The organism is Porphyromonas sp. oral taxon 278 str. W7784, assembly GCF_000467855.2.
In the GTDB taxonomy this organism is placed as follows: Bacteria; Bacteroidota; Bacteroidia; order Bacteroidales; family Porphyromonadaceae; genus Porphyromonas.
On the sequence record NZ_KI259236.1, the window covers coordinates 15,661 to 37,301 of the forward strand.

The following is a 21,641-nucleotide window of genomic DNA, read 5'->3' on the forward strand; positions in this document are numbered from 1 at the left end:
ACCTACTGTAGGTCGTGATGACGACCCACAGTGGGTCGCAGAGACGACCTACCGTAGGTCGGTTTTGCCCCCTCCTGAAGCCCCCTTCCAAACGCCGTACTTGAAGGCGCCTTCGGCGAGGTATAGATAGCGACGCTCCCGCCCTCTGAATTCGATTCGTGTCAGAGGGCGGGAGCCTAATTATTTGTACGAAGGAGGGCGGACGTGTCGACCCTCGTCCTTTCCTCGGGGTCTTCGAGGCAGGATCGTCCTATTTCGAGGGGAGGGAAGAGCTTGGACTTCGAGTAATGGAGTGGGCTAAATGAGGAGGCGTTAGTCCTTGAGTCCCCCAGCACTTTCGAGAAGGGCTTGGGCGGCAGCACGGGTGACGTCGGTGAGCTTGCTCCCGCTCTGCATCCGAGCGATCTCGTCGACACGCTCCTCACTCGTGAGGTGACGGATGTGGCTACGGGTGCTCTCTTCGCCATGCTCCTTGTAGATATAGAAGTGGTCGGAGCCTGCTGCCGCGATCTGTGGAAGGTGGGTGACAGCCAGCACCTGCATGCTCTGCCCCATACGGCGAAGGATGGTGGCGATGCGCTCGGCCGTCTCGCCCGAGACACCTGTATCGATCTCGTCGAAGATGATGGTAGGTAGACTCCGTCGGTCTGCGATGAGCGCCTTGAGCGCCAGCATCAGACGGGATATTTCACCACCCGAAGCGATGTCGGCGACGGGCTCAGGGTCGATCTCCTTATTGGCGGAGAAGAGGAAGGTGACGTGATCAAGGCCCATGAGGCTGGGGCTCGCTAGGGCATCGATCTGAATGAGGAAGCGGACATGAGGCATCCCTAGCTCCTGCAGGGCAAGGACCAGAGCGGTCTCGATGGCTCGAGCAGCGTCAGAGCGGATCTGGCGTAGCGCTTCTCCGAGACGGAGCACTTCCGCCTCGGCTGCCTCGACTTCCTCAGCAAGACGAGCTAGATCTTCATCCGAAGAATTGATCTTCTCTAGGCGCTCGGCGAGCTCTTCCTTGAGGGCGATCAGCTGGGAGCAACTCTCGAGTCCGTGCTTGTGGAGCAGTCCCCTTAGCTGGTCTAGACGGGCTTCGACACGGGCGAGGCGCTTAGGGCTGAAGGTCACTTCCTCCGCCTCGCTCGAGAGTGTCGAGGCGAGGTCTTGGAGCTCGATACGCACACTGGAGAGCCGTTCGCACCACTCTTCGGCAGAGCTATGATAGCGACGGATGCTCTCCACCGAGCGTAGGGCTAGGTGTACGGACTGTAGCGCTCCCCGCTCGTCATCCTCGAGGGCGGAGACGGCACCACCAAGCTCCTCCTGGATCTCTTGGGCATGGGAGAGCTGACGCTCTTCTTCCTCGAGAGCTTCTAGTTCGCCCTCCTCGATCTCAGCCTCTTCGAGCTGATCGTATTGGAACTGTAGATAGTCCTGTTCCTTGCTAAGAGCTAGTGCCGTAGCCTTCGCCTCCTCGTAGGCTCGCTGTCCTTCTCTTAGACGGCGATAGGCCTCCTGATAGGTGTGGAGCTGGGGGAGGGAACCGCTATAGAGATCAAGGACCGAGAGCTGGAAGCCGGCGTCCCCCAGCAGGAGATTCTTGTGCTGCGAATGGATGTCGATGAGGTATTCGCTCAGTCGCTTCAGGAGCTGGAGAGAGGCGGGGGTATCATTGATGAAAGCACGGCTCTTCCCCTTAGACGTTATCTCTCGGCGTACGATACATTCCTCCTCATCACTGTCGATGTCCTCTTCCTCCAGCATGATCCCGACGGCGGCATCCAGATGGGTGAAGCGTGCCTCGATGATACAGCGGTCCGCACCAGGGCGAAGCGTAGAGCTGTCGGCTCGCTGTCCCATCAGCAGGCCTATAGCGCCGAGGATGATGCTCTTCCCTGCACCCGTCTCCCCAGTGATGACGGAGAAGTGGGGCTGGAAGTCGATGGTCAGTTCGTCGATGAGTACGAAGTTCCGAATACTGAGACTCTGAAGCATGATGCTAGGTGATAGAGGGGTGATGAGTAGGGGAGCTCACAGCCTAACGTAGAGGCTGTAGGCGTGTGCTGGCCGTGGGGAAAAGGCTCTCAAGAAGCTCGAGGACTTGCTGCCTCACCTGCTGTGGGGCTCGGGCAAAGAGCTCCACGATCTCGGGGAGCTTAGCACTCTCCAGCTCGGAGAGGGAGGGCGAGAGGAAGTGACCCTTAGCGAAGGAGCTTAGCTCTCGGAGTACGTCGAGGATGACCTTCCTCGCTTCCTCTGGGGCGTCGGCCATCCGATCGAGACCAAGGCGGTGATAGCGATACCAGCACTTGCGGTAGACCTCCTCTTCACTAGAGAGGAAGCGACTCACGCGTCGGTAGCGACTGAGACCACGCTCCGAGCTCGACCAGCCCTGCCAGTCTGCTCGACTCGCTGCCGTAGAGAGGAGCGTGCTGAGACGGGGCTGGAGGAGGCTTCCCCCTAGAGGAGAGAAGCTGTCTAGATCTGTGGCGATGAGGTAGAGGGCGTAGTAGGCGACCAGAGCAACGAGGCTATGCTCTAGCTCCGTCTCCCTGTAGGTGAGCTGGTCACCGGCAAGGTAGCTGAAGCTGATCCCCCGCTCTCTCACGAGGAGGGTCGTCGTCTGATAGTCGGAGTGGTAGACAGGGCGACGGGCAGAGACGACCACCTCTGCGGTGTAGTCCCTTTCTCCCTTACGCTCGAGGAGGATCAGAGTGAAGGTCGCCTCGATACGCTCCTCATCCTGATAGGCGAGATCTGTCCAGTGGGTTCGGTTGAAGAGATCGGATAGTTGCCTCTGGAGGGTCTCGTAGCGCGTGCGGTCGGACTCCCCAAGGGCTTCAGCACGTACCTCCACAGCGACCCGGAGCTCCTCGGCATGGGAGAGCCCTCGAGAGCAGAGTAAGAGGCAGAGGAAACTGAGGATACCGAGGCGCATCCGATCACAGGACTACGGGGGCGAACTAACCGAGGCGCTTGATGATGAAGCTAGCGATGTCTCGTGCTACAGCATCCTTACTCTTCAGTTCGTACGCTTCGATGGATCCCTCTTGGTCGAATATAGTGACCTTGTTAGTCTCGTGCCCAAAGCCAGCGCCGGAGTCTTGCAGACTGTTCAGGACAATGGCATTGAAGCCCTTGGCTTGCATCTTACGCTTAGCTTCGTCGACACCTGCATTACTCTCCAGAGCAAAGCCTACGAAGAACTGGTCGGGGCGCTTCCTCGCTCCCAGCGTGGCAGCTATGTCGGGATTGCGCACGAGCTCTAGGTCGAGCTCGGTCTCGTGCTCCCGCTTGATCTTCTCGGTATGTTTTATACGAGGGCGGTAGTCGGCTACAGCGGCTGCGAAGATGGCGATATCTGCCGTGTCGATGACAGCTTCGGTAGCTCGGAGCATCTCTTCAGCGGTAGTCACCCGCTCGACGTGCACTGCGTCGGAGGGCTTCAGTGCCGAAGGGCCGAGGATAAGGTCTACGTGCGCTCCCCGACGAACTAGCTCATCGGCCAGAGCAATACCCATCCGTCCTGTCGAATGATTACCTATGAAGCGGACGGGGTCGATCGCCTCGTGGGTCGGCCCTGCGGTGATCACTACACGCTTACCCTCGTAGTCAAGGGTAGAGGAGAAGAACTCCTCAAGGACGGCCACTATTCCCTCTGGCTCCTCCATACGGCCCTTGCCTATGAGGTGGCTCGCCAGCTCACCAGACTGAGGCTCGATGATGAAGTTACCTCTCTGGGCCAGAAGATCCAGATTGTCCGTCGTCGAAGGATGAGCGAACATATCCAGATCCATCGCTGGAGCGACGAAGACAGGAGCCTTCATCGAGAGGTAGGTGGTCAGGAGCATGTTGTCGGCGACCCCATGTGCCATCTTCCCAATAGTAGAGGCGGTAGCGGGGGCGATGACCATAGCATCGGCCCAGAGACCTATATCGACGTGGCTATTCCATGTACCATCCTGCCCGCTGAAGAACTCACTGATCACCGGGCGGGAGGATAGGGCAGAGAGCGTGATCGGAGTGATGAACTCCTTGCCCGCTGGTGTGATGACGATCTGCACCTCTGCACCCTGACGGACGAGCAGACGGGTCAGGACGGCTGCCTTGTAGGCCGCTATGCTCCCCGAGATGCCGAGTACGATGTGCTTATCTCTGAGTACTCCCATTGCCTTGTCGTGCCTGTTGGTAGAGTCGGGAGAACCACCGCTTGGTTTCCAGAGGGAACTGAGCACCCATCACCCAGCTGTAGTAGCCTGAGTCCCGACGGAAGACCTCGGTGACGGGTACTCCCTTGTACTTGCCGAAGTTGATGACGATCTCATCTTGGTCGTTGAAGGCGAGACTACCAGCGAAGTCCACCCGTCGGCCGTAGCTAGAGAACTCGGCCAGCGCTGCGACGTCGTTGGTTAGTTCCTCGGGGTAGTGATCCAGCTGTGCCTCCAGCACCTCGAAGGTCGCCCGTGTGTCGGCCTCGGCCGAATGGGCATTCTCCAGGGTCTTGGAGCAGTAGAACTTGTAGGCAGCCTCCAGCGTACGGCGCTCCATCTTGTGGTAGATGGTCTGCACGTCGATGAAGTGTCTGTCGTCGAAGGCCACAGCGACTCCTGCACGGAGGAACTCCTCGACGAGCATCGGCACGTCGAAGCGATTGGAGTTGAAGCCAGCGATGTCACAGCCTTCGATCCAGCTGTAGAGGCTACGAGCTACCTGGGCGAAGGTCGGGCAGTCTGCTACGTCGGCATCGGTGATACCGTGTACAGCTGTCGCCTCCTCAGGGATGTGCATCTCGGGGTTGATGCGCCGTGTCTTCGTCTCCTGCTCGCCGTCGGGATGCACCTTGAGGATCGAGATCTCGACGATACGGTCACGAGTGATCTGTACGCCCGTCGTCTCTAGGTCGAAGACGACGATCGGGCGCTGTAGATGGAGCTTCATATACTATCCTTGATGGGAAGACCAGGCTATTCGCCGAGGAGCTTCATGGGGATGATCAGCGTGCAGATGTCTACCCCGTCGTCGGTCGTCAGCGGGGTGATGATGCCCGCACGAGTCTGGTCCGCTAGGCTGATCTGGATCTGCTCGCTCGAGAGGCTCTGTAGGATGCGCTGGAGGTAATTGAAGTCAAAGCCAATGCGTACACGGGTCCCTGGTTCCTGCCCAGAGCAAGGGATGGTCTCTTCGGCAGCGATCGAGAGATCGAGGTCTTGGCTCGAGATGCGGATAGCTCCGTCGGCGAAGTCGAAGATGACGAGGTTGCTCGCACGGTTGGAGAAGATGGCAGCACGCTTGGAGGCGAAGAAGAGCTGATCCTTGTCCACCGTGATATTGTGGGGTGAGGAGGGAGGGATCACGGAGTTGTAGTTCGGGAACTTCCCATCTAGCAGACGAGCCGTCAGGGCGCCTCCCTTCATCGTGAAGGTCACGTTCTTCGTGTCGAAGCTGATCTGCACGGGTTCGGTCTCCTTAGCTAGAAGGCCACGAGTCAGCAGGAGTGCGATACGAGCGGGCAGGCAGAAGGCAGCGGCAGCCTCGCTCTTGATGTTGGAGTCGGTATGGCGAGCCAAGATGCGACCATCGGAAGCGACGCAGACGAGCTTGTCCTCGAAGAAGTCGAGATATACCCCAGTCATCACGGGGCGACGGTCGTCGTCACTGGCGGCGAAGACCGTACGCTCCAGCCCCTTGAGCAGAGCCTGTGCGGGTACTTCGAGCGTGCGAGCTTCCTCGAGGATGATCCCTTCGGGGTAGATATCTGCGGCCGTGGTCAGGAAGCTATAGTGCCCGTTGCTGTAGGTGACGGTAGCCTTCCCTTCCTCGACTTCGATCTCGATGGGCTGGTCGGGGAGCTCCTTGAGGGAGTCGAGGACGATACCAGCACGTACGGCGAAAGCCCCATCTTCGCCTTGGTTGTTGACAGCGATGGAGCAAGTCAGACGGTTGCTGAGGTCCGAAGCCGTGAGGGTGAGGATGTGCCCCTGGAGCTCGAAGAGGATGTTCTCGAGTACGGGTACAGCCGCCACACTCTTGCTGGAGATGACCTTCGCTACAGCCTGCAGTTGCTGGAGAAGGTCGTTGCTGGTGACAGTAAATTTCATAGCGCTATGAGATTCGATAGATTCATTGACTTATTAAGTGTACAAATATAGCTTTTTTGGAGGGGAGTCTAAGGCTAGGGATCGATCCCGCACTAGGGGGAGCTAGGCCCTCGCTCCTCAGGGCGCTCCGATGGGGGTGGAGTAGGGGAATTGCTACCCCCTCCAGAGGGGGCAAAAAAGGACCCTACGGTAGGTCGTCGAAAAAACCTACTGTAGGTCGCCTCGACGACCCACAGTGGGTCGGTGAGGCGACCTACAGTAGGTTTTTTTTGCCTCCTTCCAGAGCACCTCTCCAGCCCGCTTGGTGAGCGGGTTTGTGACAAAGCCCTTCGCCCGCCTCTATCAGCATGCTGACGAGGGAGGGCGAAGGGCTGAAAATAGAAGGGAGAAAGTAGGGCTCGGCGCTAGTCGACGTGCGTGTCTCTATTCTCCAGACGCTCCCGACGAGCTTCATAGGGCTCGACGGGGACGTGGCGCTTGAGGATGAGGCGCAGCGAGCGGTCGTAGGTCACGTAGTTCCAGACCCAGTTCAGTAGGACGATGACCTTGTTGCGCACGGAGAGGATGGAGCGAAGGTGTACGACGAGCCAAAGGAGCCAGGCGGTGAAGCCACCCCACTTCGCCTTGCCGATCTCTGCGACGGCACGGTTGCGTCCGATGGTGGCCATCGAACCGAGATCTCGGTAGTGGAAGGTCTTCTCTTCACGCCCGTCCTCACGGGCTTTGAGGTTCTTGGCCAGCAGTACGGCCTGCTGGATCGCTACCTGTGCCATCTGTGGATGCCCCTGAGGATAGGCGGGATCTGCCGTCATGAGGCACTGGTCGCCGAGGGCGAAGATCCCGGGATAGCCTAGGAGTTCATTGCGCCCGTCGACGAGGAGGCGCTTGCCTCGTCCCATGGCTTCTGGCGAAAGTCCTTCGACGGTATTGGCTACGATCCCACTCACCCAGATGACCGTCCGTGTATTCATCTTCGTCCCATCTCCTAGGGTGAGCGTCTTGCCATCATAGTCGGTGACCATCGTCTGATGATGGATCTCTACGCCCATATCCTCTAGACCTTTGGTAGCCGTAGCAGAGCTCTTTTCGCTCATGGCCATCAGGAGGCGGGGCGAGGCATCGATGAGGTGGATCTTGAATTGCTCCGTCTCGAGATAAGGGTAGTCCTTCGGTAGGACGTAGCGCTTCATCTCGGCTAGTGCCCCTGCGATCTCTACGCCCGAAGGACCACCGCCGACGATGGCTACCGTCAGGAGTGCTTCACGGGCTTCGGGGCTATCGGATACGAGTGCCTTCTCGATATTCTGGAGGAGGACATTGCGGAGGTTCATCGACTCGTAGAGCGTCTTCATCGGGAGGCTGTGGCGGGCGATCTGCTCGTTGCCGAAGAAGTTCGTCGTCCCTCCGCAGGCCAGCACGAGGTAGTCGTACTCGACTTCGCCCACGGAGGTGAGGAGTCTCTTACGCTCGGGAGCCACCCCAATGACATTGGCTAGACGGAAGACGAAGTTCTTCTTTCGGCGGAAGGCTGCACGGAAGGGGAAGGCGATCGAACTAGGCTCCAGCCCCGACGATGCTACCTGGTAGATCAGTGGGGGGAACTGATGGTAATTGTGATGGTCAATGAGGACGATCTGGAAGAGGCGAGCGTCGAGGTCTTGAGCGAGCTTGAGTCCTGCAAAGCCCCCACCTGCGATGACGACGCGGGGGAGTGTAGACTGGGGTAAATTGATACTCATATAATGGCTATTGGATAATTCTTTCGTTAAACGTACAAGAGGAAAACAGAAGGTATGTAAAGAAAGTTTACACTATCCAGCTGATTCTCCTACGTTTGTGCCTCGCCCAATAGCACAAGACCACAGGCCTCAGCTTCACCCTCGGTATGGGGGTGTCGCAGTGAGACCTGTGGTCGGGGGATAGCCTCAGTGGACTCTAGAGAGAGGCTAGAGTAATTCGGGGGCAAGTAGAGTAGCCTTCAGCCCCGTCCCCCAGTGGTAGAAGCCGATGGTATGCTCCTTGGGGAGCACTCGGTGGCAGGGGATGAAGGGAGCCAGAGGGTTAGCACCGACAGCCGTGCCGATAGCTTGGGTTGCCTGAGGGAGGCCCAGTGCTTGACCGATCCTTTGGTAGCTGATGCAGCCTCCTTGGGGTATGAGGAGCATCGTCTGCCAGACTGATCGCTGGAAGAGCGTACCTATGAGATGAAGCGGGGGAAGAGGCTCTGTCGTCGGCTCGGCTAAGTGCCTCATCGCTTGCACCAAGATTGGGTGGGGCTCTTCGTGGAAGTGCGCTACGTGCGGATAGCTTCCGATGAGGCGCTCCCGTGCCTCCTCACGGTCCCCCAGGGTGAAGCTACTAGAGCACAGCCCGTGGGGAGTCGTCGCTAGAAGGAGCTCACCGAAGCGGTAGGGGAAGTAGCAGTAGTACAGCTCGCCCGTGTAGCCATGCTCCATAGTTACCTGCCCAGCGAAATCGTCGAGAAGCTCGCTCGGGCACTGCTGGAGACGCTCCTGAGCAAAGAGGTCAAGGACGTCCTCCATAGGATGGTCGTAGACGGCTTGGAAGGCTTCGTCCAGCTCCTCCCTGCTGTAGCCGAGACACAGCTCCAGCTCCATACTGCTCGGGGGATGCACCCCACGAGGATCGAGCTCGCCAAGGGCTCGAAGGACGATCTCTAGAGGTGGGTGGCTAGACATTAGCTAGGTAGAGGAGGATGGGACTCGTGGTGTCGATGCTGAGGCGACTAGCGCTGGCTCGGTTGAGCGAGCCACACCAGAGCTGAGGCAGGGTGTAGTGCTCTAGAGGCCAGCGAGCTCCCCTCAGGGAGATGGGTGTCTGCTGGAAGTTGAAGACGGAGAACTGCTGTCCTAAGAGGATCTCTACCTCCGAAGGCTCCGTCAGGAGTAGGAAGTAGCCTTCGTCGGTGAGCATCACTAGGTCGCTGACCAGGTCGCTGTAGGTAGTCAGGAGACAGAGATTAGCCAGCAGATGATCTTCTCGCCCTCCACTTGCTCCGAGGAGCGTGATGGGGCGCTTCCCCCCCTGGCTGTGGATGAACTTCATCGTCTTGGTCAGGTCGTTCGTATCCTGATCGAGGAAGTGATGGATACGCCCATCAAGGAGATCCTTCAGACCCGACGATACCGAGTCCAGATCACCCACCACGGCATCGGGGAGCTTATCGGTGTACTGACGGAGCTTATTCACCGCTCCATCGCAGCAGGTGAGACTATAGCCCGCCTCACCACTGCGCCATCGGTCGATGAGTGCCAGCGGGGTAGGAGCCTTGGGGAAGGCACCGTTGGCGATGACGAGGGTCTTGGGGAGGTTCTCTTGGGTGAAGAGGGGATAGTAGCGCATGGGTAGAGGGTGGGTGGCTATTCTAGTGCTGGGTGGTCTGGACAGGTGCTTCGTTGTGGGAGTGCATCAGACGCCCCCACTTGCGGTAGCCGAAGAAGGCTGTGATGAAGTTCACCACATAGACGAAGGAGGAGATGTAATCCTCTGCTCCGTAGAGGGCGACGAAGCCCGCAGCGTTCGCTAGGATCCAGCAGAGCCAGTGCTGTCGCCACTTCCGTGCCATCCAGATCATACCTATGACGGAAGCGATGGTCGTCAGTGCATCTGCCCAAGGGACTTGCCACTCGGGGATGAAGGGCTGGAGCTGTAGGAGACCGAGGTAACCCACGATAGCTCCCAGAGCGTAGACTAGTGCTGTGCGTGGGCTGATATCCGTGATTGGCTTCTCCTCCGCCTCATCCCCTCGCTTCTGGAGCCACACTACCCAGCCGATGATACTCGTCACGAGATAGTAGATGTTGATAGCGAGCATGCCATAGAGACGACTCTGCCAGCAGATGGGTATCCAGAGTAGAGGCAGGAGGATACCCACAGGCCATAGCCAGATACTTGCTCGGTACTCTAGGTAGAGCCAGATCAGTGAGACGACGACGGTGACTAGCTCTAGAGGATGCGAGGAGATGAAGTGGAGGAGGTCCATAGAGTAGGGTGTAGAGAGGGAGAAGGGGACTTAGAGGGTGATCGTCGAGCCTACGAAGACATGGATGCCTGCCTGTGGGTAGACGGACTTAGACGACTGGATAGCTCCCGTCTTGTCGAAGGTATAGTAGGCACTCCCGTTGCTCGCATACTTAGCGTCCAGGAGGTTATTGACCTGCAGGCTGAGGCGCCATGCCTTGAGGCTGCGCACAGGGAGGTCATAGCTCAGACGGAGACTTGCTACATGATAGCTAGGTAGGCTACGATCCTTGCTCCCCGTATTGTCCAGATACTGAGCTCCCACATACTGAGAGGTGAGGGCTGCTTCGAAGGCTCGGTGGCTGAAGGTCAGGGTATTGCTCAGGGTGAGCTCTGGTGAATAGGCGATCGGCGCATTCGTGTAGGTCGTCGCTACCTCCTCATAAGTCTTGTCACTCCAAGCGTAGAGGGTGTAGGACTTGATCCTATTGCGACTGGTCCCGAGGGCTAGATCCCAACGAAGAGAAGGCAGGATGAGCCACGAGGCATTCACCTCTACCCCGGCACGGTAGCTCTTAGCTACATTCTCGCTGAGGTCACCGCCGACATCGCTCTTCTTCCCGTTGAGTACGAGCTGATCCTTATAGTCCATATAGTAGAGGTTGAGCCCTGCCGTGAAGGTGCGACTACGGAAGCCGTACCCCAGCTCGTAGTCGGTGAGTCGCTCGGCACGGGGATATTGGGCTTCGCTGACCTCGGTGTAGTGCTTGCGGTTGGGCTCACGGTGCGCTACAGCGACAGACCCATAGACATGATGCTGGGGAGCGAACTGGTAGAAGAGCCCCGCCTTAGGGTTGAAGAAGCTGAAGGTCTTCTTGAGATCCATCTGTTGCTGCTTGCCCCCCGTGAAGTGATCGATCGATCCCTTGATGCGGTAGTCTATGAAGCGATACTGTAGGTCAGCAAAGAGGTTGAGCCCTCTAGCTACCTCAAAGGTTGCCTTCGTGAAGCCCGAGAGATCGGTCTTATGGGCACGGTCCTCGTAGTAGCGCTCATTAGGCTCTACCTGATAGGGATAGGGGGTGATGGGGGTACGCTCGCCGTAGTGATCCCCTACATAGTGGTTAGCGGAGAGCCCTGTGGTAAGCTCTAGGCGATGAGCCTTGTACTCTAGGGTAGCTATACCGCCATAGAAGTCATTGTCCAGGTACTTGGTACGTAGGAGGGTGATCTTTTTGACCTTTTGTTCCTTGCCATCCTTATCTAGGATCGCCTGTCCATCAGCACCCCGCAGGATGAACTCCTTCAGCCCATATTCCTTGAGCTTACGCCCCGTGCGGTACTCATCGGTGAAGCCGTAGCCTTGGGTGTAATGGGCAGTAAGGTTGAGGATGAGCCCTTCGCTGAGTCGCTGGGTGAGCTGAGCCTGCAGATGGTTCTGCTCGTAGTTGTCGGTATTGTACCGATAGCGGGCATCGGCTGGGGTACTCTTAGGGTTCATATGCCCGGCGGAGTTATAGCGACGGCCGTAGGTCGCTTCCTCAGTGGCGCTCAGTCCGTTCCAAGCGATCCCTGTGCGTTGCTTCCCACCGAAGGAGAGGAGCTTGAGGATGGTATTCTCCCCAAAATAGCCTCCCTGGAGGAAGTAAGACGTCCCCTCTGTGCCACTGCGATCGATATAGCCATCGGTCGTCGTCTTCCCTAGTCGGGCTTCGAGCGCCCAGTGCCTAGCGATACGTCCCGTCGAAGCATGTACCTCACGACGGAAGGTATTGTAGGCTCCGCCAAGTAGGGAGAGGGTAGCTGTAGGGGTCATAGAGAAGTGGTCGGTGCGGAGGTTGAGACTTGCCCCGAAGGCTGCTGACCCGTTGGACGAAGTGCCGACACCACGCTGTAGCTGTGCATCCTGGATGCTGGAGGAGAAGTTGGGCATGTTGGCCCAGAAGACTCCTTGGCTCTCGGAGTCGTTGAGGGGGACGCCGTTGGTCATGATATTGATCCCTGCGGCGTCGACCCCACGTACACGCAGATAGGTGTAGCCGATACCTATTCCAGGTTCGCTAGTAGCGACCACGGAGGGTGTCTGCAGGAGGAGGTAGGGGACATCTAGGCCGAGGTTAGCCTTCTGGAGCTGTGCCTTCGAGAGGTTAGAGAAGGACATCGGCGTCCGAGCCGAGGCACGGGTAGCGGTCACTTGCACCTCTTCGAGGCGGTGCGTCTTGAGGCTATCTTGCTCGGCGAAGGTCGAGGCGGAGGCAGTGAAGGGTAGGGTAGCCGTAGCAGATAGAGCTACGACGGAGAGGAGGGTTTTTCGCTTCATCATACAATTACCGATTGGTACGAATTAGTAATGTAGAGCTGAAGGGGAAGGGTAAATATGGTAGATGAACAATTCCTACGCCAGTATGATCTGGATCAGGTCTTGAGGGTATCATCTCAGCTTGCCCGAGTCGGGTGAGCACCCCTTTGTCCTTAGTTCTTTCGCCAGCAAAGGTACATCACCGAGCACCATTTGCCAAATGGATAAAACGAAGCAAGCTGCCTATCCTCGTTGGGAATAGACAGCTTGTCTTGTGCGGCTGAAGGGACTCGAACCCCCACGCCTCGCGGCATCAGATCCTAAGTCTGACGTGGCTACCAATTACACCACAGCCGCATGCTGTGCAGAGCGGAGCTCCGTAATTGCCCTGCAAAGGTAGAAATAAAATCTTACTTCGCCAAGCTCTGGAGCTTTGGGGCAATTTCTTCGGTCGTTTCCCCTTGCCCAAAATCGATGCTTCGGGGGCAGGCTCTGGGGACGTTGGAATGGAGGGCTTGGAGAAGCCCTTTTTGCGACCTACGGTAGGTCGTCGAAAAAACCTACTGTAGGTCGCCGATGCGACCTACGGTGGGTCGCAGAGACGACCTACCGTAGATCCCTTTTTACCCCCTCTGAAGGTCGCTGGGAATTAGGGCTTCTGGAGGGAGCTCGATCGCCTCGTCGAGGGGAAGGAGCGCATTGATCAGCAGGAGGCGCTGAGCACGCTGGATCTTCTCAAGCGTCAGGGCGTCATCCTCTCGGATCAGCCCTAGGTGAAGGAGGTGGCTTCGCTGTGTCCCCCGAAGGAGGGGACGGGCGGGGGTGAAGAGACCTTCTGAGAGCTCCACGACCACATTGGTATAGGAGGTGTCGGTGATCGTCCCGTCAGGGCGGAGGAAGAGGGGCTCTTCATCCCGAGGCATCGACGCCTTGACTTGGTCGAAGAAGCTCCTGTCCGCCCACTTGAGGCTGTAGTCGAAGTTCGGGGGTAGGAGCGTGGGGCGTAGCGCTCGGATCACTCGTCGCTCGTAGGGGATGAGGCGTAGGGAGACGATCCCGCTGAGCCCGTAGCCGAGGGTGAGGCGATAGGTCTTCTTCGGATCAAGGAACTCTTGAGTGAGGAAGCTATCTATCTCGGCAAGCGGGGCGGAGGCGTAGAGCTGAGAGAGGAGAGGCGAGTGTGCTCCCTCCCCCCGACGCGCTAGCTCGGTCTCGAGGGTGTAGCGCATCCGCTCTCGGTGAAGCTCCGTATGGACGAGCTCCCCAGAGCGAAGCATCAGGGTCTCGATGAAAAGGGGGGCCTCACCTAACTCTGCGGGATGTAGATCTTCTGTAAGCATTCGTGATACTCGTCTTGGCATAGGCTGTTGATGGTGACTCCACCCCCAGAGCGGTAGAAGAGTTCGCCCGTGGGCGTCTCTTCGATGAAGCGTATGAGGACGGCGGAGTCCAGCTCTTCGCCGTCGAAGTAGCCACAGATGCCCGTGTAGAAGCCACGTGGCACTCCCTCGGCCTCTTGGATGAGCTCGACGGTACGGCACTTAGGGGCGCCACTGATCGATCCCGCAGGTAGGAGTTCCAGGAGAAGATCCCCTAAGGCAAGGTCCTGCCTTCGGTCGATCTGCCCCACGATCTCCGAGCTCATCTGTAGGAGAGGACCTGAGGTGGTGTGGAGCTCCGTCAAGTACTTGAAGCGACGAACATGCACTTCTGCCGAGACTCGGCTAAGGTCGTTGCGCATCAGATCTACAATGGTATGGTGCTCACAGCCCTCCTTGTAGTCCCCCCGGAGGCGCCCGGCTGCGTCGGGCAGGCGAGCGTCGATCGTCCCCTTCATCGGGTGTGTCGTCAGTTCGGAGCCCCTGAGGGTCACGAAGCGCTCGGGAGAGAAGGAGACGAAGCGATGAGCTAGGAGTACCCGATAGGTGGCGCTAGAGGAGCAGTAGATGTCCTCTAGGCTGGCTTCGGTCTCGATGGGCGTACGAAGGGTAAGGTTCGTCAGGAAGCTATCCCCCCGCATGAGCCCGTCGTGGATGATGCGGAAGCGCTCTTGGTACCGCTCCAGTCGCTCGGGGCGAGGAGTGAGGGAGATGGGGCGCTTCCTCCCCGGAGGTTCGGGTGTCCTAGCGGAGGGGAAATCGAAGAAGATCGACCCGTCGTGCTGGTGGATCGGGTCAGGAAAGAAGAGCGCCTCCTGAAGCTCGAAGTCGAGGACGAAGAAGAAGGGCTTCCCCAGAGCCGATGCTTCGTTCATCGCTCGTAGGGTAGCCCTGACTTGGTCGCTAGGACGGAAGGGATGCTGCATGTGCTAGGCGGGAAGGATAGGGGACGATAGGGACGAAGAAGCGAGCCTCTCCCCCAGCCCCTAGTGGGGAGGAGGGAGAGGCTAGCTTGGTCTGAGTGTGTGCTCCTTGGGTCATCGGGATCAGCGAGCTAGGCGGTGCGTCGTGTAGCTCCCCCCGTCGAGGACACGCACGAGGTAGATGCCCTGGGGAAGGGGCGCTAGGGATAAGCTCGCCCGAGAGACACCGCTGAGAGGCTGATGGATGCACCGGCGACCCATCAGATCGAAGACCTCTAGGCGGAGGAGCTCCTTACCGCTGACCTCGACACGGCTCTCGGTGGGGAAGTAGCGGAGGGCTGGGTGTGCCTCCTCTTCCTTAGGCTGGGGCTCAGGCTCAGGGAGAGGCTTAGGTGTTGGGGGAGGAGTAGGCTGAGGGTCGGGCACGGGCTGAGGCTCAGGAGAGGGCTGAGGCTCGGGTGTTGGCTCTGGCTTAGGCTCGGGATCAGGCTGGGGCTTCGGTGCGGGATCGGGAGAGGGCTCTACCTCTGTCGTGGGGCGAGCAGGATGGATCTCGGGGGTGGGGGAAGCCTCTTCCTTCCGTCCCGTGACGAAGGTCAGGTAGATCGCCTTCTCATCGGGCGCCCAAGCGTCGTAGACCGCTCCAGCGAAGGTCACTTCTGCTACGACTCGGTAGGCCTTCCCCGTAGAGAGCCCGCCGAGGAGCTCTTGGGTAAGTGCTTCACTCTTGACTCTCGTAGTCAGGATATAGAAGGGGGACTCGGTCTTGAGCGCCTCTGTCCCGATGAGGGTACGATGCCCTGTGGTAGGATCTTCGAGGTAGAGGCGAAGGGTACCGAGCTCCTTGCCTATGGGCTTGGAGGGAGGCGTCTTGACACTCACCTCGAGGCGAGGGTTCGCCCCTTGCGTCAGGTCTACTGGGTAGCTCGTCACTTCCTGCCCTCTTCGGTCGAGGATACGGGCGTCGAAGGCCTGTAGACGCTCTGCAAAGGGGGCGGACACGGTGAGGAAGTTCTCCTCACGGAGCTGGTAGAGCTGGGTGGAATAGGTCGTGCTTCCCTCCCCGTCCTTGACCTCGACGGCAAGGCGGTAGCGCCCTGCTCTGAGGGTCTCTGGGAGCGAGAGTGGGAGGTGGACGAGATGCGTCTCCATGGGGGTGAACTCTAGTTTCACCGGGCTAGGCTCTCTGAAGCCTTCGACGAGCTGTCCCGCCTCGTCATAGAGGCGAAGGGCTAGCTGGGTGTCTCGGCTGGTAGCACCCAGATGCTTCAGTAGGATCGGTAGGCGCACCTCGTCGCCGGCACAGAGCTTCGGCTGACGTAGCGACTCCATGATCTGGAAGCCTCTATTGAAGCCATCCTCCTCGATCACCTCGATCTCGCTCTCCGTGAGACGAAGGCCTAGGGTGGGGGCATAGAGGATCTCCTGCCAAGGGCCCCAGCTCCCATCCTCCCCGAGGCGTGAGCTCAGCGGGCGCAGGGCATAGATACCAGCGGGGAGGCCTGAGATGTCTAGACGGTCTTGCTCGGCCATATCATCACTGATGTACTGACCATCGACCATCGGGCCGTAGAGCTTAGCCTTAGTGAATCCCCCCTGGCTGTGGTACTTCGAGGGGTAGATACGGATGAGGCGCTCCTGAGCGTCGTAGAGCCCGTAGCCATAGTCCCCTGTGAAGGGGAGCCCCTTATTGATGAAGCCTCCGAACTCTACATCTATCGGCGGGGTGCGGGTACGCTTGAAGCCTCCCGAGCCGTGTAGGCGTAGCAGGGCGGAGTAGTGACTGGAGAGCCCGCCCGCTCCTAGGCGCTTAGCCTCGTCGGAGAGCGGGGCGGTACCGGGGCGCTTGGGGTGGGCAAGGATGATCTGTATGCCTTGGGAGAAGTTGACCTTACGCCCGCCGAACTCATTGCCTGCCTGTCCTGGTGCGATGTGACGAAGAGAGAAGAAGCTATCACTGCTCCCGTCCCACCCGAAGTTCATGTGAAATAGCCCTCGAGCGTCCATCCCGTCGATGACCCAAGCGTGGCCCGAGAGCTTCCCCCCACTTCTGCTCAGTCCACTGACGTAGACGGGGAAACCGGCTTCGAGCTCCTCTCTGATGAGGCGCTCGATGGTCGTGATCCCTAGCGTCGAGGCTGAGAGGGCACTGGTAGCGTCGTACTTGAAGTAGGTCTGGAAGGCTGCTGCTGCCATCTCCGATGAGGTACTGCTAGCGTACTCGGTGTAGCCCATCGCTACCGATACCCCCAGGTCGGCCATGAGCTGCGCCACGGAGGTAAATATTGGGTCGTCGTCAGGACGAACACGGCGACTATTGCCCGAACCGATATAGCGCTCCCTGTCTCCATACGAGGGGCGCATGTCGCTCCAGCGATAGTGGCTGGCGGAGAAGTCCCGATAGCCGAGCTGGCTATGCGTCCTTGATCCCGTCCCCTCGTTAGGCCACTTGTGGAAGTACATCACCTGTGCCATCGCCACGGCGACACACCCAGCGTACATGTGCTGCTGGTCCCCGTCGCTGTCGGTATAGGTCGGTGTATAGAGGCTGTAGGGATGCCCTTGGCCCCAGTTGGAGCTGAGTAGGGGCTGGATGGCTCGCCCATGCTTCGGAGGGTAGTCGAAGGCTCGTGCCTCCTGCCCCAAGCGTCTCTCTGAGAGGGGATTGTCAAGTGTAGAGAAGAGCTCCCTCAGCGACTGGGGCATGCGCTCCAGATCAAAGGAGCCTCGGTGGCTGTAGCCGATGAGGGCGCCTGCCGTGTCGTCCTTGGCAATGAGGGCAAAGCCCCCGCCTCCGCCTACCTGATAGATATAGTAGGTGGGGCGCTCGGTGAGCTGGAGATGCTCCAGACTTCGTGCTGAGGATGGGCCTGTACCGAGCACTTTACGAGCCAGCTGGGAGGCGGTAGCTCGGTCGACGGGCTTAGCTAGGGCTATCTCGATGAGAGCCGTCAGGGAGAGGAGGAGGGAGAGTAGTCGTAGAGATCTATGCATCGTGTGGGATTAGAGGTGAATCAAAGGGGTGAGCCTCCAGTGGAGGCCGAGGCCGGGCTCCTCCGTTCGGCTCGAGCGAAGGAGCGAGGCGCTTGTGTGCGGGGTGGAGAGGCGCTCGTGCTGAGCGCTGAGAGGCACCAGTAGCGCCTCTCGGGTGGTACTAGTAGTGCCTCGGAGGAGGCGCTACTGGTACTAGGAACGAGGCAAAAAGAGCTCGCCCCTCGGGGCTAGCGCTTCCGCACTTCCGTCGGAGCGAGGGTGACGAGCCCCGCCTTGTAGAGGGCGCCGAGGACCATCTTAAAGGTCTTCTTGCTCATACCTGTGAGGCGCATGACTTCCTCCGCAGGGCTCTTGTCCCCGAGGGAAAGGCGCCCGCCATGCTGGTCGATGAGAGCTAGAAGGCGTGCCTGCTCGCTGTCTACCTTCTGGTAGCCCACGGGGGTGAAGGAGAGGTCTACCTTATTGTCCTCCCTCAGGCGGATCACGTAGGCCTCGACCCGCTCACCACGCTGGAGCATGCGTGGCGCAGTGTCGCTGTAGAGGAGTCCCCAGTGGCGATCCTCGATGACACAGCGGTAGCCTAGTTCGTGCTGCTCAGTGACCAGACAGGAGACGCGTGAGCCTGGTGCGTAGTCGGCGGGCGTATTGCTCAGGTGCTTGGAGAGTCGTGCTGAGCCGACAATCTTCCCGCTGAGGGCATCGACGTAGAGGTAGACGACGTAGCTGTAGCCCTCTAGCATCTTGGAGGCTTGCTCACGGAAGGGGACGAAGAGGTCCTTGTGTATCCCCCATTCGAGGAAGGCGCCTGCCTCGGTCACCGTGCTACAGCGCAGGTAGGCCACTTCCCCTACTTGAGCCAGCGGGGTGAGCGTCGTAGCTATGAGCCTTCCCTCATTGTCCTGATAGACGAAGACTGAGACCTCGTCCCTCACCTGACTACCTGCGGGGAGGTAGCGTAGCGGGAGGAGAATGTCTTGGATCCCCCCGTCTAGGTAGGCACCGATAGAGACGAGGCGAAGGATGGGGAGCGACTGTACTCGCCCTAGTTGATAGGTCGATAGGGGCTGGGTGTCCATGGTAGGATCATTGGGGGATAAGGGTGGATTCGTCTCTGAGGAGAGGCTGGATGCTGAGCGTGTAGCGCTGTCCGTCCCGCTCTACTTCGAAGCTTAGCTCCGTAGTCTTGTCGTCATCGACGTAGGGACGGAAGGCGAAGAGGTAACTGAAGACTGCTGCATACTTCTCCCGCTCCAGAGCCTTCTTGATACTGCCGTAGCTACCCTGAGCCCAAGCATGGCTTCCCGAGCCGTCTCGGAGCTGGATGCGATGCTTGTAGGTGTCGGAGAGGAAGTCTCGGTACTTCTCGGAGAGCGCCTCTAGAGAGGTGGGGGTAAGTGCCTTGCCCCCGATACGGAGGATGCGGTCGCCCGAGCGTAGACCCGCTACGAAGGCGGGGGAAGCGTCCTCGACGTCAGCGATACGGCTGAGGTCGTGCTTGTCGTAGAGGATGCCCGTGTAGAGGTAGCGACGTGTATCCTTGCGGTACGAAGGTCGCTCCACTGTAGGGATGTAGGGGAAGGCATACAGGACGAGGGGGAGGACCTCCCGTGCATAGCTATCCATCGTCGAGGCTGTGGGGGCCAGCTCCATACTCTCCGCTCTCCAGAGGATGTCGTCGGGAGCCCCCGAGCGTGCTACCTGGAGCTGGAAGTGAAGACCAGCGCTCCTGTCGAGGGTGTAGAGGCTCTGGATGACGAGATCAGGACTAGCCGACTGCTGCCTTAGCCCTCGGGTCTCCAGGAGCTGAGCTATTCGTCCGTAGAGTGCTTCGTCGAGGCTCTTCTCCCCTGAGGAAGAGGGGGCAAAGGCAAAGGTCTTCGCCTGTGACCAGTCGAAGGTAGCATTCGAAGAGAAGGTGAAGGGTAGTACCCGCTCGGTCGACTCTTGGTCTTCGGGACTGTAGCCTCCGAAGGCGTAAGCCAGCTCCCGCTCGCTCAGCGCCGTGCTCGGCTTGCTACTGGGATGGAGGAGGTGGATCAAGCGTCCCGCCCCGATACGAAGGAGGGTAAGGAGATGCTGGCGCTCGGGACTCCGAAGGAGTTCGTCTACCTCGTCCGAAGAGAGACCAGAGGTAGCGACTCCGTCGACTTCGAGGAGTACGTCCCCCGCCTGAAGCCCGCCGAGAGCAGCGGGGCTGTTGGGGCGGATCGAGGTGAGTACGGGCAGTCCCTTCCCCCAGCCAGGAGCTTCTCCTACTCGGTAGCGAAGGCCCGTATAGTAGAGGGTCTCTACGGGATCAGTGAGGGGCTCTCCAGCGAAGAGACCGAGGGAGATAAAGAGGGGAAGGAGGAGCGTGAAGCCTAGCCGAGCGGAGCGGCGACGCTTGCTCGGTGTGGGGAGGGGCTGTCGCATGACGAGGTGAGTTTAGAGGGGTTGGTCTTCAGGGGTGAGCTTCGAGGAGCTCGAGGGTGAGCTGTAGGGCTTCGTGGATGGCTTGCTGGATATTCTCCTCACGGCTCCCCTGTAGCTGGAGGGTCTTGGAGCGGGTATGTAGCCCGTCACGGCTACGGTAGACGGAGGCGATGCACACCTGACCCACGGGATGAAGCGGTTCGCCTCCTCCAGGGCCAGCAAGCCCTGTCGTGCCGATGCCTACCTCGGCATCGAGGCGCTCCGTCGCCCCTAGAGCTAGGGCTTCGGCGACCTCGGGGCTGACTACATGGTGGGCCTGGATCAGCTCCGCCGAGACCCCTAGGAGCTCGGTCTTGAGCCCCGTTTGGTAGGCGACGATCCCCCCTTGGAGGTAGGAGGATGCGCCCGGTATCGCTCCGAGGGCGGAGCAGACACCTCCTAGGGTACAGCTCTCAGCGGTCGCTATATGGAGGGAGCGCTGAGTGAGGAGCTGGGCAAGGCGTGAGGAGACGGTAGCGGGCATACTGGGCCTACATCGTGACTCGTGTGAAGGGTACGGCGTCGAGACCCGTACGTAGACCTTCGAGGTAACTGTAGTAGCCGTTCATCGCTACCATAGCGGCGTTGTCGGTCGTATAGGCGAACTTCGGGATGAAGACCTTCCATCCATACCGACGAGCATGGTCGTGGAAGGCATCACGTAGCCCTGTATTGGCCGAGACACCACCAGCGACGGCGACCTGACGGATACCTAGGTCCTTGGCTGCCAGACGTAGCTTCTTCATCAGGATATCGATGACGGTAGCCTGGAGGGAGGCACAGAGGTCTGCCTTCCGCTCTTCTATGAAGTTGGGGTTCTTGGCGAGCTCGTCTCTGAGGGTGTAGAGGAAGGAGGTCTTCAGTCCACTGAAGCTGTAGTCGTAGCCAGGGACATTAGGTTTACTGAAGGCGAAGGCCTTAGGGTCGCCCTCGTTGGCTAGGCGGTTCACCACCGGCCCACCAGGATAGCCGAGACCCATGACTTTAGCGCACTTGTCGAAGGCCTCACCCGCTGCATCGTCGATCGTCTGACCGATGATCTCCATGTCGGAGGCTGAGCGTACGAGGATGATCTGCGAATTGCCTCCGGAGACCAGGAGACAGAGGAAGGGGAACTCTGGGCTCTCGTGCTCCTCGCCCTCCTCTTCGATGAAGTGAGCGAGGACGTGGGCGTGCAGGTGGTTGACCTCCACCATCGGGATCCCGAGGGAGAGAGCGAGCCCCTTGGCAAAGTTCGTCCCCACCAGCAGGGATCCCAGTAGTCCTGGTCCTCGGGTGAAGGCGATGGCGTCGAGGTCCGATGGGCTAATGCCTGCTCGGCGGATAGCTTCGCTGACGACGGGGATGATGTTCTGCTCGTGCGCTCGGGAGGCGAGCTCAGGGACAACCCCGCCATAAGCGGTGTGCACAGCCTGGGAGGCTATGACGTTGCTCCTGAGGGTATGCCCTGAGAGTACCGCAGCGGAGGTATCGTCGCAGGAACTCTCGATACCTAATATAATGGGTTCATGATCCATAATGA

General features: G+C 59.2%; 17 protein-coding genes, 1 tRNA gene and 1 riboswitch. All 18 genes read right to left on the reverse strand.

Annotated elements, in window-relative coordinates; all coding sequences use genetic code 11:
• Positions 1 to 312: 312 nt before the first annotated feature.
• Positions 313 to 1,989 (reverse strand): DNA repair protein RecN, encoded by a 1,677-nt coding sequence (gene recN / locus HMPREF1556_RS04555; protein WP_021667125.1) that lies wholly within the window; start codon positions 1,987 to 1,989, stop codon positions 313 to 315.
• A 43-nt stretch (positions 1,990 to 2,032) separates the two neighbouring features.
• Positions 2,033 to 2,932 (reverse strand): DUF4835 family protein, encoded by a 900-nt coding sequence (locus HMPREF1556_RS04560; RefSeq protein WP_021667126.1) that lies wholly within the window; start codon positions 2,930 to 2,932, stop codon positions 2,033 to 2,035.
• Between the two features lie 25 nt (positions 2,933 to 2,957).
• Positions 2,958 to 4,163, reverse strand: a complete 1,206-nt coding sequence (coaBC, locus tag HMPREF1556_RS04565; RefSeq protein WP_021667127.1) for a bifunctional phosphopantothenoylcysteine decarboxylase/phosphopantothenate--cysteine ligase CoaBC — start codon at positions 4,161 to 4,163, stop codon at positions 2,958 to 2,960.
• A complete protein-coding gene (locus HMPREF1556_RS04570) occupies positions 4,144 to 4,932 on the reverse strand; it encodes a 3'-5' exonuclease (protein ID WP_021667128.1) in 789 nt (262 codons plus the stop codon). The genes coaBC and HMPREF1556_RS04570 overlap by 20 nt, the downstream gene beginning before the upstream one ends.
• Before the next feature lie 26 nt (positions 4,933 to 4,958).
• Positions 4,959 to 6,092 (reverse strand): DNA polymerase III subunit beta, encoded by a 1,134-nt coding sequence (gene dnaN / locus HMPREF1556_RS04575; RefSeq protein WP_021667129.1) that lies wholly within the window; start codon positions 6,090 to 6,092, stop codon positions 4,959 to 4,961.
• Between the two features lie 404 nt (positions 6,093 to 6,496).
• Positions 6,497 to 7,831 (reverse strand): NAD(P)/FAD-dependent oxidoreductase, encoded by a 1,335-nt coding sequence (locus tag HMPREF1556_RS04580; RefSeq protein ID WP_021667131.1) that lies wholly within the window; start codon positions 7,829 to 7,831, stop codon positions 6,497 to 6,499.
• Positions 7,832 to 8,038: 207 nt separating this feature from the next.
• The gene (locus HMPREF1556_RS04585) at positions 8,039 to 8,791 is read right to left on the reverse strand and encodes a methylated-DNA--[protein]-cysteine S-methyltransferase (RefSeq protein ID WP_021667132.1); all 753 of its coding nucleotides are present in this window, start codon (positions 8,789 to 8,791) and stop codon (positions 8,039 to 8,041) included.
• Entirely contained in the window at positions 8,784 to 9,455 is a 672-nt protein-coding gene (locus HMPREF1556_RS04595) for a thiamine diphosphokinase (protein ID WP_021667133.1), read from the reverse strand. Before HMPREF1556_RS04595 ends, HMPREF1556_RS04585 begins: the two co-directional genes overlap by 8 nt.
• A 22-nt stretch (positions 9,456 to 9,477) precedes the next feature.
• Positions 9,478 to 10,095, reverse strand: coding sequence for a nicotinamide riboside transporter PnuC (gene pnuC, locus HMPREF1556_RS04600; protein ID WP_021667134.1), 618 nt, complete (start codon positions 10,093 to 10,095; stop codon positions 9,478 to 9,480).
• Between the two features lie 30 nt (positions 10,096 to 10,125).
• A complete protein-coding gene (locus tag HMPREF1556_RS04605; RefSeq protein WP_021667135.1) occupies positions 10,126 to 12,396 on the reverse strand; it encodes a TonB-dependent receptor in 2,271 nt (756 codons plus the stop codon).
• Positions 12,397 to 12,448: 52 nt separating this feature from the next.
• A riboswitch (TPP riboswitch) is annotated at positions 12,449 to 12,549 on the reverse strand.
• A gap of 98 nt (positions 12,550 to 12,647) precedes the next feature.
• Positions 12,648 to 12,729: transfer RNA gene (locus HMPREF1556_RS04610), tRNA-Leu, on the reverse strand.
• A 266-nt stretch (positions 12,730 to 12,995) separates the two neighbouring features.
• Positions 12,996 to 13,712, reverse strand: coding sequence for an aminotransferase class IV (locus HMPREF1556_RS04615; protein WP_021667137.1), 717 nt, complete (start codon positions 13,710 to 13,712; stop codon positions 12,996 to 12,998).
• Entirely contained in the window at positions 13,679 to 14,677 is a 999-nt protein-coding gene (locus HMPREF1556_RS04620; RefSeq protein WP_021667138.1) for an aminodeoxychorismate synthase component I, read from the reverse strand. Before HMPREF1556_RS04620 ends, HMPREF1556_RS04615 begins: the two co-directional genes overlap by 34 nt.
• A 120-nt stretch (positions 14,678 to 14,797) precedes the next feature.
• Entirely contained in the window at positions 14,798 to 17,668 is a 2,871-nt protein-coding gene (locus HMPREF1556_RS04625) for a thiol protease/hemagglutinin PrtT (protein ID WP_021667140.1), read from the reverse strand.
• A 227-nt stretch (positions 17,669 to 17,895) separates the two neighbouring features.
• Entirely contained in the window at positions 17,896 to 18,744 is an 849-nt protein-coding gene (locus HMPREF1556_RS04630; protein ID WP_021667142.1) for a S1 RNA-binding domain-containing protein, read from the reverse strand.
• A gap of 7 nt (positions 18,745 to 18,751) precedes the next feature.
• Positions 18,752 to 20,080: a PDZ domain-containing protein gene (locus tag HMPREF1556_RS04635; protein WP_044125250.1), complete on the reverse strand. Its 1,329-nt coding sequence runs from the start codon at positions 20,078 to 20,080 to the stop codon at positions 18,752 to 18,754.
• A 28-nt stretch (positions 20,081 to 20,108) separates the two neighbouring features.
• A complete protein-coding gene (locus HMPREF1556_RS04640; protein WP_021667145.1) occupies positions 20,109 to 20,603 on the reverse strand; it encodes a CinA family protein in 495 nt (164 codons plus the stop codon).
• Positions 20,604 to 20,610: 7 nt separating this feature from the next.
• Positions 20,611 to 21,636 carry a tRNA (adenosine(37)-N6)-threonylcarbamoyltransferase complex transferase subunit TsaD gene (tsaD, locus tag HMPREF1556_RS04645; protein WP_021667146.1) on the reverse strand — a complete coding sequence of 342 codons (1,026 nt, stop codon included), beginning with the start codon at positions 21,634 to 21,636 and terminating at the stop codon, positions 20,611 to 20,613.
• Positions 21,637 to 21,641: the final 5 nt, after the last annotated feature.